The organism is Neisseria sp. P0018.S001 (assembly GCF_051957355.1).
In the GTDB taxonomy this organism is placed as follows: domain Bacteria; phylum Pseudomonadota; class Gammaproteobacteria; order Burkholderiales; family Neisseriaceae; genus Neisseria; species Neisseria subflava_A.
Genome location: NZ_JBQCWN010000013.1, coordinates 1 through 13152, shown reverse-complemented (window position 1 = coordinate 13152; position 13152 = coordinate 1). Strand labels below are relative to the sequence as shown.

Below are 13152 nucleotides of genomic sequence, written 5' to 3'. Positions count from 1 at the left end.
AAAAAAGAATAGATTTAGGAGAACCGACATGACTGCCAACCAACGCTACCGCAAAGCTTTGCCCGGTACGGATTTGGAATATTACGACGCGCGTCAGGCGTGTGAAGACATCAAACCAGGCTCTTACGACAAGCTGCCTTATACGAGCCGCATCTTGGCTGAGAACTTGGTTAACCGCGCAGACAAAGTCGACCTGCCTACGCTGCAAAGCTGGTTGGGCCAGTTGATTGAGGGAAAACAGGAAATCGACTTCCCCTGGTATCCGGCGCGCGTGGTGTGTCACGATATTCTGGGTCAGACAGCGTTGGTGGATTTGGCAGGCCTGCGCGATGCGATTGCCGAAAAAGGCGGCGATCCTTCCAAAGTGAATCCGGTGGTGCAAACACAGCTCATCGTCGACCATTCTCTGGCCGTTGAATGCGGCGGTTACGATCCCGATGCCTTCCGCAAAAACCGCGAAATCGAAGACAGACGTAACGAAGACCGTTTCCACTTCATCAACTGGACAAAAACCGCATTTGAAAATGTGGACGTGATTCCGGCGGGTAACGGCATTATGCACCAAATCAACTTGGAAAAAATGTCTCCGGTTGTCCAAGTCAAAAACGGCGTGGCATTTCCTGATACCTGCGTCGGTACAGACTCACATACGCCGCACGTCGATTCATTGGGCGTGATTTCCGTAGGCGTGGGTGGTTTGGAAGCCGAAACCGTGATGTTGGGCCGTGCCTCCATGATGCGTCTGCCTGATATTGTCGGCGTTGAGCTGACCGGCAAACGCCAGCCGGGCATTACTGCCACTGACATCGTGTTGGCACTGACCGAATTCTTGCGTAAAGAGCGCGTGGTTGGTGCATTTGTCGAATTCTTCGGCGAGGGTGCAAGAAGTCTGTCCATCGGCGACCGTGCCACTATTTCCAATATGACTCCTGAGTTCGGCGCAACTGCCGCGATGTTCGCTATTGATGAGCAGACCATTGATTATTTGAAACTGACCGGTCGCGACGATGCGCAAGTGAAGTTGGTAGAAACCTACGCCAAAACCGCAGGCTTGTGGGCAGATGCCTTGAAAACCGCCGTTTATCCTCGCGTATTGAAATTTGATTTGAGCAGCGTAACGCGCAATATGGCAGGCCCAAGTAACCCGCATGCCCGTTTTGCGACCGCCGATTTGGCCAGCAAAGGCTTGGCAAAACCTTACGAAGAGCCTTCAGACGGCCAAATGCCTGACGGTGCAGTGATTATTGCCGCGATTACTTCGTGTACCAATACTTCCAATCCGCGCAACGTTGTCGCCGCCGCACTGTTGGCACGCAATGCCAACCGTCTCGGCTTGAAACGCAAACCTTGGGTGAAATCTTCGTTTGCCCCTGGTTCAAAAGTAGCCGAAATCTATTTGAAAGAAGCAGGCCTGCTGCCTGAAATGGAAAAGCTCGGCTTCGGTATCGTTGCCTTTGCATGTACCACCTGTAACGGCATGAGCGGCGCGCTGGATCCGAAAATCCAAAAAGAAATCATCGACCGCGATTTGTACGCTACAGCCGTATTGTCCGGCAACCGCAACTTCGACGGCCGTATCCATCCGTATGCGAAACAAGCTTTCCTCGCTTCGCCTCCGTTGGTCGTTGCCTACGCGTTGGCAGGCAGCATCCGGTTCGATATTGAAAACGACGTACTCGGCGTTGCAGACGGCAAAGAAATCCGCCTGAAAGACATCTGGCCTACCGACGAAGAAATCGATGCCATCGTTGCCGAATATGTGAAACCGCAACAATTCCGCGAAGTTTATATTCCAATGTTCGACACCGGCACAGCACAAAAAGCACCAAGCCCGCTGTACGACTGGCGTCCAATGTCCACTTATATTCGCCGCCCACCTTATTGGGAAGGCGCACTGGCAGGGGAACGCACATTAAGAGGTATGCGTCCGCTGGCGATTTTGCCCGACAACATCACCACCGACCACCTTTCGCCATCCAATGCAATTTTGGCCAGCAGTGCCGCAGGCGAATATTTGGCGAAAATGGGTTTGCCTGAAGAAGACTTCAACTCTTACGCAACCCACCGCGGCGACCACTTGACCGCCCAACGCGCAACCTTCGCCAATCCAAAACTGTTTAACGAAATGGTGAGAAACGAAGACGGCAGCGTACGCCAAGGTTCGCTGGCACGCGTTGAACCAGAAGGTAAAACCATGCGCATGTGGGAAGCCATCGAAACCTATATGAACCGCAAACAGCCGCTCATTATCATTGCCGGTGCGGACTACGGTCAAGGCTCAAGCCGCGACTGGGCTGCAAAAGGCGTACGCCTAGCCGGCGTGGAAGCGATTGTTGCCGAAGGCTTCGAGCGTATCCACCGCACCAACTTGATCGGTATGGGCGTGTTGCCGCTGCAGTTCAAACCGGGTACCAACCGCCATACCCTGCAACTGGACGGTACGGAAACCTACGACGTTGTCGGCGAACGCACACCGCGGTGCGACCTGACCCTCGTGATTCACCGTAAAAACGGCGAAACCGTCGAAGTTCCGGTTACCTGCCGTCTCGATACCGCAGAAGAAGTATTGGTATATGAAGCCGGTGGCGTGTTGCAACGTTTCGCACAAGACTTCTTAGAAGGAAATGCAGCGTAAGGTAAATCGGGCATAGTCAAAATGCCCGGGCTACGCTAAAAAAGGTTTTCAGACGGCCTCGAATGTTTGAGGGGCCGTCTGAAAAAACCATACTAAAAAATACAAAGGAGAATCCGAAATGCCGCAAATTAAAATTCCAGCCGTTTACTACCGCGGCGGTACATCCAAAGGCATTTTCTTCAAACGTACCGATCTGCCGGCCGCTGCGCAGGAAGCCGGCGAAGCACGCGACAAAATCCTCTTGCGCGTACTCGGCAGCCCCGACCCTTACGGCAAACAGATTGACGGTTTAGGCAATGCCAGTTCGTCCACCAGCAAAGCCGTAATTTTGGACAAATCCGAACGCGCCGATCACGATGTCGATTACTTGTTCGGACAAGTTTCCATCGACAAACCTTTTGTCGATTGGAGCGGCAACTGCGGTAATCTGACCGCCGCCGTGGGCGCATTTGCCATCGAGCAAGGCTTGGTCGATAAATCCAAAATCCCTTCAGACGGTCTGTGTATCGTCAAAATCTGGCAGAAAAACATCGGCAAAACCATTATTGCCCATGTGCCGATGCAAAACGGCGCAGTTTTGGAAACAGGCGATTTTGAGCTTGACGGCGTAACGTTCCCAGCCGCTGAAGTACAAATCGAATTTCTTGATCCAGCCGACGGCGAAGGCAGTATGTTCCCAACCGGCAATTTGGTTGATGAAATTGATGTGCCGAATATAGGCCGTCTGAAAGCCACGCTTATCAATGCCGGTATTCCAACCATTTTCCTGAATGCCGCAGATTTGGGCTACACAGGCAAAGAGTTGCAAGACGACATCAACAACGATGCCGCGGCTTTGGAAAAATTTGAAACCATCCGCGCATATGGCGCGCTGAAAATGGGCTTGATCAGCGATGTATCCGAAGCCGCCACCCGCGCCCATACTCCGAAAGTCGCTTTTGTCGCCCCTGCGGCCGATTACACCGCTTCAAGCGGCAAAACCGTCAAAGCTGCCGACATCGACTTATTGGTACGCGCACTGAGCATGGGCAAATTGCACCACGCCATGATGGGTACTGCTTCAGTTGCCATCGCTACCGCCGCCGCCGTGCCCGGTACGCTGGTCAACCTTGCAGCCGGAGGCGGAGCGCGTAAAGAAGTCCGTTTCGGCCATCCGTCAGGCACACTGCGCGTTGGTGCAGCCGCCGAATGTCAGGACGGACAATGGACGGCCACCAAAGCAGTCATGAGCCGTAGCGCACGCGTGATTATGGAAGGACAAGTCCGAGTGCCGGAAGATTGCTTTTAAGTTTTCAGACGGCCACGCCATTAAACAAGGCCGTCTGAAAACCAAATAAGCAAATTTTAGTCAGGTAGAGATACCTGCAATGGAGATTAGGGTTGGGCATAAAGCCTGACTAAACACCAAACCAAAGGCAATCTGAAAAGCTCTCAAATGTTTTTGCTCTTTTCAGACGGCCTGAAGCCAAAAAAACAATCAAAAATTCAAAGGAGAAACACCATGTCCAACCAACTCATTCTTGTTTTGAACTGCGGCAGCTCTTCACTCAAAGGTGCCGTTATCGACCGTAAAAACGGCAAAGTTCTCTTAAGCTGTCTCGGCGAACGTTTGGGTACGCCCGAAGCAGTCATTACGTTCAGCAAAGACGGTAAAAAATGCCAAACAGCTTTGACCGGCCGTAACGATCATGCCGGTGCCGTAGGTATGCTGTTGAAAGAGCTTGAAAAACACGGCCTGCACGACCAAATTAAAGCCATTGGTCACCGTATTGCCCATGGCGGCGAAAAATACAGCGAATCTGTTTTGATCGACCAAGCAGTAATGGACGAACTCAATGCCTGCATTCCGCTCGCTCCGTTGCACAATCCTGCCAATATCAACGGCATTTTGGCTGCGCAAGAGCATTTCCCGGGCCTGCCCAATGTCGGCGTGATGGATACTTCGTTCCACCAAACCATGCCGGAGCGCGCCTACACTTATGCCGTTCCGCGCGAATTGCGTAAAAAATACGCTTTCCGCCGCTACGGTTTCCACGGTACCAGCATGCGTTACGTTGCCCCTGAAGCCGCACGTATCTTGGGCAAACCGTTAGAAGACATCCGTATGATTATTGCCCACTTAGGCAACGGCGCATCCATTACCGCCATTAAAAACGGCAAATCCGTTGACACCAGTATGGGCTTCACGCCGATTGAAGGTTTGGTAATGGGTACACGCTGCGGCGACATCGACCCGGGCGTATACAGCTATCTGACTTCACACGCCGGTTTGGATGTTGCCCAAGTTGATGAAATGCTGAACAAAAAATCAGGTTTGCTCGGTATTTCCGAACTTTCCAACGACTGCCGCTCTTTGGAAATCGCGGCGGACGAAGGTCATGAAGGCGCACGTTTGGCTCTGGAAGTCATGACCTACCGCCTTGCCAAATACATTGCGTCGATGGCTGTGGCTTGCGGCGGCGTAGATGCGCTTGTGTTTACCGGCGGTATCGGCGAAAACTCGCGCAACATCCGTGCCAAAACCGTTTCCTATCTTGATTTCTTAGGTCTGCACATCGACACCAAAGCCAATATGGAAAAACGCTACGGCAATTCAGGCATTATCAGTCCGACAGGTTCTTCTCCAGCTGTTTTGGTTGTGCCAACCAATGAAGAGCTGATGATTGCCCACGATACGGCGCAGTTGGCCGGCTTTTTGGAAGAAGTAGGCTAGGGCAGTGTAAACAAAAAGTGCGGATTCATCATCCGCACTTTTGCATTGCATCTCAAATCAAGCCACTTGGGTTTGATGCTCGTCGCCGTTGCGCTCACGAACTGCGCCCAAACGGTAAACGGTTTCGCCTTGTTCGCTCAAGAAAGCTTGTACTGCATCGGCATCTTCTTTGGCAATGATAACGACCATACCGATACCGCAGTTGAAAGTACGGTACATTTCTTGGGTTTCCACATTGCCTGCTTTTTGCAGCCATTGGAACAGTTTAGGCAATTCCCAAGCTTTGGCATCGATTTGTGCAACGGTATTTTCAGGCAAAACGCGAGGTACGTTTTCGGTAATGCCGCCGCCGGTAATGTGGGCCATACCTTTAATGGTGAATTTTTCCAAAGCGGCAAGGATAGGTTTCACATACAGGCGGGTAGGGGCGATGATGGCTTCGCGCAAGGTTTTACCGTTGTCGAATTCCGCATCCAAATCGGGATTGTCGCGCTCGATGATTTTGCGTACCAACGAATAGCCGTTGGAGTGTGCGCCGTTGGAAGCCAAGCCCAAAACAACGTCTCCGGCCTGAATGCTGCGGCCGTTGATGACGCGTTCTTTTTCAACCACGCCGACGGCAAAACCTGCCAAGTCGTATTCGCCTTCGGGATACATGCCCGGCATTTCGGCAGTTTCACCGCCAATCAAAGCGCAACCGGATTCTTCGCAACCTTGGGCAATACCTTTAATCACATCAGTTGCGCGGGCAACGTCCAGCTTGCCGCAAGCGAAATAGTCCAAGAAAAACAAAGGTTCTGCACCTTGAACCAAAATGTCGTTGACACTCATGGCAACCAAATCGATGCCGACGGTATCGTGTTTGTCCCAGTCGAATGCCAGTTTCAGCTTGGTGCCGACACCGTCCGTACCGGAAACCAATACCGGATTTTTGTATTTTTTACCGATTTCGACCAAAGCGCCGAAACCGCCCAAATCACCCAACACTTCAGGGCGCATAGTACGCTTGGCAAAAGGTTTGATGTTTTCGACCAGTTGATCGCCTGCGTCGATATCCACGCCTGCGTCACGATAGCTCAAAGAAGTGCTCATTGGATTTCCTTATTCGGGTATGGGTAGATTGTCGGAGCGTATTTTATCTTAAATTAGAGGATTCAGGCTGATTTTTTTAGCATTATTGTCAACAATTTTTATTTTATCTTAATAGCCGTCACGCGTTCAGACGGCCTTTGTGAATCTGTTATACTGCTTATTTATTTCGAAAACCTTAAACATCAATTGGGAAATACCTTTTTATGTATCAAAAGAAAGCGCGCAGTGTAAAACCGTGGATTATTATGGCTTGCGTTATCGCGGCCTTTATTTGGCTTTTATATGCCTTAGGCAATGTTTTGACGCCGTTTATTGTGGCTGCCGTTTTGGCCTATGTTTTGAATCCCTTGGTCGAATGGCTGCAATTGAAGCGTATCCGCCGCGCGCCGGCCTCCATGATTATTATGGCGTTTGCTTTGCTGATATTACTGGCGTTGATGCTGATTATTATACCTATGCTGTTAAATCAGTTTAATAATCTGGCCGAACGCCTGCCACAAATCGTGGGCTTCGTTCAAAACAAACTGCTACCATGGCTCAACAGCGTCAGCGGGGATTATATTCAAATCGATCAAGAATCAATCATCGCATGGTTGCAATCGCATACGGATGAGTTGAGCAATACGCTCAAAGAATGGATTCCGACCTTGATGCGTCAAAGCGGCAACGTGATCAGCGGCGTCAGCAATTTGGTGTTGTTGCCTTTGTTGCTGTATTACTTCTTGTTGGATTGGAAACGCTGGTCTTCCGGAATCAGTAAATTGGTTCCGCGCCGTTTTATCGAAACTTACACGCGTATCAGCGGCAATATGGACGAAGTTTTGGGCGAGTTTCTGCGTGGCCAGCTGATGGTTATGATGATTATGGGCTTGGTTTATGGATTGGGCTTGATGCTGGTCGGTTTGGATTCCGGCTTTGCCATCGGTATGATTGCCGGTATTTTGGTATTTATTCCGTATTTGGGTGCATTTACCGGCCTTTTGCTGGCGACAATCGCCGCGCTTTTGCAATATGGCTCATGGCAGGGCTTATTGATGGTCTGGGCTGTATTCGGTGTCGGACAATTCTTGGAAAGCTTTTTCATTACGCCTAAAATCGTCGGCGACCGCATTGGTTTGTCGCCTTTCTGGGTGATTTTCTCGTTGATGGCTTTCGGACAACTGATGGGTTTTGTCGGTATGCTTGCCGGCTTGCCGCTTGCCGCCGTGACGCTGGTTTTACTACGTGAAGGTGCATCTGCCTATTTCGGCAGCCATTTCTACAAACATAAATAAATCGATAATATTAAGGCCGTCTGAAATCCAAGTTTCAGACGGCCATTGATAACAAAGGAAGTCTATATGTTAGCCATTATCGGCGGCAGCGGTTTGACCAAACTGCCAGAACTCGAAATTACCGAACGAAAAATCATACGCACTCCATACGGCTTAACCAGCAGCCCTATTTTGTTCGGCAGGTTGGGGCGCTTGGATATTGTTTTTCTTGCCCGACACGGCTTCAGCCATACCATCGCGCCGCATGAAATCAACTACCGCGCCAATATTTGGGCGTTACATTCTTTAGGCGTTGAAAACATTATTGCCATTTCTTCAGTCGTCGGTATCAACCCCGATTTTGAAAATGGCAGTTTAGTGTTGCCGGACGATTTGATCGACTATACCTATGGCCGCAAAGATACTTTTTTTGAAGGCCAAGAATGCCCTGTCGTCCATACCGATTTTTTCAACCCTTATTGCGATGAATTGCGACAAGAATTATTGAATATCACGAAAGCGCACAATGTGCCGATTTACGATTCCGCTGTTTATGGCTGCCTGCAAGGCCCGCGCCGTCCAACCCGAGCTGAAATCGCCCGTTATCGCCGTGACGGGGTAGATGTACTCGGTATGACCGGTATGCCTGAAGCCGTTTTGGCCAGGGAGTTGAAAATGGCCTATACCCACTTTTGCAGCGTCAGCAGCATTGATTGCTTTGATAGCGGAGTAGGGACTGAGGGCTGTGATGAACAGACTTCTATTGCGATGACGAAAATCCGACAATTATTGAATGGTTTGTAACTGATAATGCCGTCTGAAATAATATTTTCAGACGGCATTGTTTTATTTAGGAAGCCGTTTCACGCGCCCAATGGGGCAGGGAGGCTTTTTGTTTGCGGAACGAGGCAAGTTGCATACCCCGACATTTTTCAAAAATCAATTCAACCCCGCTTTGCAGCTGTAAAATCAAATTGGTATGCGTTTCCGTTTTAATAAAATCGATATTGCGTTGTACCAAGCGTTGAATGACGGCATATACATCAAGGCAGCCATTTGCAAAAAACCACAGATTTAACTTTACCCAACGGCCGCCGCTTAATGCAGTATTAGGCTGAAAATCAGCACGAATCTGTGTCAGCCGATTATCGGAGAAATGCAGTTCAATATCGCCATAAAGCCAAATATTCCAGCCTTTTTGTACCAACAAGCCTTTAGGGACGCAATCAGGCGCAGGAAACATCTGCAAAATAGACTCTGCCGATTGTCCGATTTCCAGATAGTCAAACCGGCCGGTATACAAAAAATCATAAATATCAATGGCAATAGGAAAGTGGTAACGCATGGCAACAACCATAGAAAAGCAATTAACCAAGCTATCTTAAACTTAAAATATAATGAAATCAATTCTTATTACTATTTATCAATATAAGAAAGGCCGTCTGTTGTTCAGACGGCCTTGTAGCTTTGGCTTAAACCGATATTTTGGTTTACTCAGCCTTTAAATCAGCCACGCACTGCTTATCGCGTGCCTCAAAAGCTTCCGCGCCACCCAAGAGCTTGAGTTGCTCCATAGGGCTGATTTTACCGAAGTTTCGGATTTGCTCGTCAGAGAGTTTGCTTAAAGGCTGATCCCACATGCAGACACAATAGTCTTGAGCCAATTTCTCGTTTTGCGCATCCAAACCTTTTGCTTTCAAATCAGCTTGCCATTTTTCAGCAAAAGGAATGTTTTTCACGCAAGACTCCACCACATTTTGTTTCATCTGCGGCTTGTTCATGGCGCATTGTGAGAGCAGGGCGGTCAGAGCCAGCAAAGACAAAATAATCCATGCCCAAATGCGGATGGTGCGGATTTTTGCCTTGGCTTTTTTTCTGGCTGCCAGTTGCTCTTCAGACGGCCTTTCCGTTTGTTGCTCAGTCATGCAGGCTTTCCATGCGGATCATGGTGATCGGAGCATCCACGCAGCTCAATGCCTCAATCGCTGCGATAGCGCGTTTGACGTTGTGTTCCACTGTGGTGTGGGTCAGAATCACAATTTCAGCAGTGCTTTGATTAATCACGCCTTTTTGAATCAAAGCTTCGATAGAAACATTTTCTTTGGCCAAGAGTGCGGCAATTTGACCCAAAGTGCCCGGTTCGTCAGTTGCTTGAACGCGCAGATAGTAGCTGCTGGTGATTTCATCCATAGACAGAATATTTTGCGCTTGAACTTGCGAAGGCTGGAATGCCAAGTGAGGGACACGATGGTCAGTTTCCGCTTCAATCAGGCGGGCAATATCAATGATGTCGGCAACCACGGCAGAAGCAGTCGGCAATGCACCGGCGCCTGCACCATAATACAAGGTCTCACCAACCATATCGGCATTGACGCGGACAGCATTCATCACGCCGTTAACGTTAGCCAGCAGACGGCTTTCAGGAATCAGAGTAGGGTGTACACGCAACTCGATGCCTTTGTCGGTTTTACGGGTAATACCCAACAACTTGATACGATAGCCAAGTTCTTCAGCGTATTTGATATCGCGGCTGTCGAGTTTGCTGATGCCTTCCAAATAGCAGGCAGAAAAGTTCATTGGCGTACCAAATGCCAATGCGCTCATGATGGTGATTTTATGGCCGGCATCATGACCTTCGATATCAAAAGTAGGGTCAGCTTCTGCATAGCCCAAAGCCTGAGCTTCTTTCAATACGTCTGCAAATGCGCTGCCTTTTTCACGCATTTCAGTAAGAATGAAGTTGCTGGTACCATTAATAATACCGGCAATACTGCGGATTTGGTTCGCAGCCAAGCCTTCACGCAAAGCCTTGATAATAGGGATACCACCGGCAACAGCAGCTTCAAACTGCACCATGACATTTTTTTCTTCCGCCAAAGGGAATATTTCATTGCCGTATTCAGCCAGCAGTTTTTTATTGGCAGTAACAATGTGTTTGCCGTTTTCAATCGCTTTCAATACCGCATCTTTGGCAATACCAGTACCGCCAAACAATTCAACAACAACATCAACATCTTGCTGTTGAACCAGCTCAAACGGATCTTTGATAAAAGCAGCATTCGGGCAAATTTGTTTGGCTTTTTCTTCGCTCAAATCACAAACAGCAGAAATACGGACTTCACGTCCCAAGCGGCGGCTGATTTCCGCAGCGTTGTCCTGCAATACAGTGGCCGTACCGCCACCGACTGTACCCAAACCTAAAAGACCGATATTTACTGGCTTCATTGTGTCTCCTTTTGAGCCGATACTTTAAAATAATCACGAAAAACCAAGGCTTGTTATAATCGCTTGCAATCGTAAATTCAGAGCAAAGCATCAATGCACAAGGTCAAACGTTGAATCCTACCTGATATTGCTTGATTTTGCACCTTTTTTTGCAAGTTTCCCAAGGCCGTCTGAAAAATCGTTCTACCATAAAAACAGGAATTGCCATGAAAATAACAGAAAACCATATCGATGAAGCCACATCATTTTTTTCATCCTCACAAGGCATATTGCAAATCGGTGAACAAACATACTCAGAACCCATTTGTTGGCAAGATGGCAAAGTGAGCATCATTCCTCAAACAACCATCGAAGAATTAAACGAACAAATTTTTATATCAGCAATTAAAACAGCAGAAAACCGTCCAGAAGTCATTATCATAGGTACAGGAGCAAAACAAAAATTTCTGCATCCCAAAATTGCTGCAGTTTTATCAGCCTACGGCATCGGCTTCGAATGCATGAACACAGCTTCAGCTTGCCGAACTTTAGTTTTACTGCAAGGAGAAGGCCGAAGCACATGGGCTTGGTTGTGGCCATAATTTGTAGAAAAGACTTTTGCATCATACTAGTACAAATTCGCATAATTTATATTATGTTAAATTCATGATGCTAGTATTTTAATTTGCTAATTCCTGTTTTTCTCAGTAGTACAATCACTTACAATATTCAAAAACAAAAAAGGCCGTCTGAAAATTTCAGACGGCCTTTTTGTTTATATTCCTCAGCCTTTTTCTCAACAAATCCCTTGTGAGACCTTTGCAAAATTCCCCAAAATCCCCTAAATTCCCACCAAGACATTTAGGGGATTTTCCATGAGTACCTTCTTCCAGCAAACCGCCCAAGCCATGATTGCCAAACACATTGACCGTTTCCCACTGTTGAAGTTAGATCAGGTGATTGATTGGCAGCCGATCGAACAATACCTGAATCGTCAAAGAACCCGTTACCTTCGAGACCACCGTGGTCGTCCCGCCTACCCCTGTTATCCATGTTCAAAGCCGTCCTGCTCGGCCAATGGCACAGCCTCTCCGATCCCGAACTCAAACACAGTCTCATCACCCGCATCGATTTCAACCTGTTTTGCCGTTTTGACGAACTGAGCATCCCCGATTACAGCACCTTATGCCGCTACCGCAACTGGCTGGCGCAAGACGACACCCTGTCCGAATTGCTGGAACTGATTAACCGCCAACTGACCGAAAAAAACCTAAAAATAGAGAAAGCATCCGCCGCCGTCATTGACGCCACCATTATTCAGACCGCCGGCAGCAAACAGCGTCAGGCTATAGAAGTCGATGAAGAAGGACAAGTCAGCGGCCAAACCACACCGAGCAAAGACAAAGATGCTCGTTGGACAAAGAAAAACGGCCTCTACAGACTCGGTTACAAACAACATACCCGCACCGATGCGGAAGGCTATATCGAGAAACTGCATATTACCCCCGCCAATACCCATGAGTGCAAACACCTGTCTCCTTTGTTGGAAGGGATAGCCGAAGGTGAGACCGTCTATGCCAACAAAGGCTATGACAGTGAGGAAAACCAGAAACATCTGAAAGAGCATCAGTTACTGGACGGCATTATGCGCAAAGCCCACCGCAACCGTCCGCTGACGGAAGTGCAAACGAAGCGCAATCGACATCATGCCGCCGCCCGACTGGCCGGTGGTGTAGAGCCGTTTGCCGTCGATGGGTAACTTGGTTTTCAAGTGTTTGATTAGGTTGATAGTGGCATCGAGATAGTTGGACGCGGTGCTGGTATCGTCCATAATAATTTCGTCAAACTCGGGCGCAATCACAAAGCAGGGATGCTGCGCCTGAAATTCGGGTGACGCCCACGCAATCGCGCCGTTGCCCTGATACAGCGGTACTTTGCGCCACATAAACGCGCTCCACCGTGCGCCCCGCCACGCCGTATTGCGACGGCTCAAGCACGGCGGCAGACACATCGGCGCGGTACTTCACCGCCACCGCCACCAGCCGCATCCCGTCGCCAAACACGCAGGTTACGGCGGCGGCCGATTCGACGGCATTATCCAACGCGCCGCCCAACGCAGCGCAGCCGCATATGCTCGAACCCGATACGACTGGGGTGGTATAGGTGCAAGCACCGTCAAACAGTCGCAGATGGGCGCAGTTGCATTGCCGAAAGGGAAAGCACCTGTCGGGGAAAATTTTTCCCAAGCCCAACAA

Annotated in this window: 11 protein-coding genes and 2 pseudogenes; 8 read left to right on the top strand and 5 right to left on the bottom strand. The window is 49.1% G+C overall.

The features are described 5' to 3' along the window. Positions 1-28 precede the first annotated feature (28 nt). The 3 genes from acnD (at position 29) to ACTHTJ_RS08950 (ending at position 5348) form a co-directional block, all read left to right on the top strand. Positions 29-2635 carry a Fe/S-dependent 2-methylisocitrate dehydratase AcnD gene (gene acnD / locus ACTHTJ_RS08960; protein ID WP_070583896.1) on the top strand — a complete coding sequence of 869 codons (2607 nt, stop codon included), beginning with the start codon at positions 29-31 and terminating at the stop codon, positions 2633-2635. Positions 2636-2753: 118 nt separating this feature from the next. Then, on the top strand, positions 2754-3923 hold the full coding sequence (gene prpF / locus ACTHTJ_RS08955; protein WP_070583894.1) for a 2-methylaconitate cis-trans isomerase PrpF: 1170 nt from the start codon (positions 2754-2756) through the stop codon (positions 3921-3923). Between the two features lie 213 nt (positions 3924-4136). Next, positions 4137-5348 carry an acetate kinase gene (locus tag ACTHTJ_RS08950; protein ID WP_070583892.1) on the top strand — a complete coding sequence of 404 codons (1212 nt, stop codon included), beginning with the start codon at positions 4137-4139 and terminating at the stop codon, positions 5346-5348. A gap of 57 nt (positions 5349-5405) precedes the next feature. On the opposite strand, the gene purM is transcribed toward ACTHTJ_RS08950, so the two are convergent. Beyond that, positions 5406-6440 (bottom strand): phosphoribosylformylglycinamidine cyclo-ligase, encoded by a 1035-nt coding sequence (gene purM, locus ACTHTJ_RS08945; protein WP_003686290.1) that lies wholly within the window; start codon positions 6438-6440, stop codon positions 5406-5408. A 203-nt stretch (positions 6441-6643) separates the two neighbouring features. On the opposite strand from purM, the gene ACTHTJ_RS08940 reads away from it, so the two are divergent. Together ACTHTJ_RS08940 and ACTHTJ_RS08935 are read left to right on the top strand one after the other, a co-directional pair. Next, positions 6644-7714, top strand: a complete 1071-nt coding sequence (locus ACTHTJ_RS08940; RefSeq protein WP_070583890.1) for an AI-2E family transporter — start codon at positions 6644-6646, stop codon at positions 7712-7714. A gap of 66 nt (positions 7715-7780) precedes the next feature. Beyond that, the gene (locus ACTHTJ_RS08935; RefSeq protein WP_070583888.1) at positions 7781-8497 is read left to right on the top strand and encodes an S-methyl-5'-thioinosine phosphorylase; all 717 of its coding nucleotides are present in this window, start codon (positions 7781-7783) and stop codon (positions 8495-8497) included. Positions 8498-8543: 46 nt separating this feature from the next. Here ACTHTJ_RS08935 and ACTHTJ_RS08930 read toward each other — a convergent pair whose 3' ends face one another. The 3 genes from ACTHTJ_RS08930 to ACTHTJ_RS08920 all read right to left on the bottom strand — a co-directional run bounded on the left by ACTHTJ_RS08930 (position 8544) and on the right by ACTHTJ_RS08920 (position 10918). After that, complete coding sequence (locus ACTHTJ_RS08930) at positions 8544-9038, bottom strand: hypothetical protein (protein WP_070461949.1); 495 nt, start codon at positions 9036-9038, stop codon at positions 8544-8546. Between the two features lie 145 nt (positions 9039-9183). Beyond that, positions 9184-9618, bottom strand: coding sequence for a hypothetical protein (locus tag ACTHTJ_RS08925; RefSeq protein ID WP_070461930.1), 435 nt, complete (start codon positions 9616-9618; stop codon positions 9184-9186). After that, positions 9611-10918: a homoserine dehydrogenase gene (locus ACTHTJ_RS08920; protein ID WP_070583886.1), complete on the bottom strand. Its 1308-nt coding sequence runs from the start codon at positions 10916-10918 to the stop codon at positions 9611-9613. Before ACTHTJ_RS08920 ends, ACTHTJ_RS08925 begins: the two co-directional genes overlap by 8 nt. Positions 10919-11124: 206 nt before the next feature. Between ACTHTJ_RS08920 and ACTHTJ_RS08915 the strand changes: the two genes are divergently transcribed. Continuing rightward, positions 11125-11499 carry an Mth938-like domain-containing protein gene (locus ACTHTJ_RS08915; protein WP_070583885.1) on the top strand — a complete coding sequence of 125 codons (375 nt, stop codon included), beginning with the start codon at positions 11125-11127 and terminating at the stop codon, positions 11497-11499. A gap of 273 nt (positions 11500-11772) precedes the next feature. Then, a pseudogene (locus ACTHTJ_RS08910) lies at positions 11773-12617 on the top strand (IS5 family transposase); the annotation flags it as partial. A gap of 121 nt (positions 12618-12738) precedes the next feature. Here ACTHTJ_RS08910 and ACTHTJ_RS08905 read toward each other — a convergent pair. Beyond that, on the bottom strand, positions 12739-12945 hold the full coding sequence (locus ACTHTJ_RS08905; RefSeq protein ID WP_234395980.1) for a hypothetical protein: 207 nt from the start codon (positions 12943-12945) through the stop codon (positions 12739-12741). On the opposite strand from ACTHTJ_RS08905, the pseudogene ACTHTJ_RS08900 reads away from it, so the two are divergent. Continuing rightward, positions 12877-13152, top strand: a pseudogene (locus ACTHTJ_RS08900) (hypothetical protein); the annotation flags it as partial. The gene ACTHTJ_RS08905 and the pseudogene ACTHTJ_RS08900 overlap by 69 nt on opposite strands.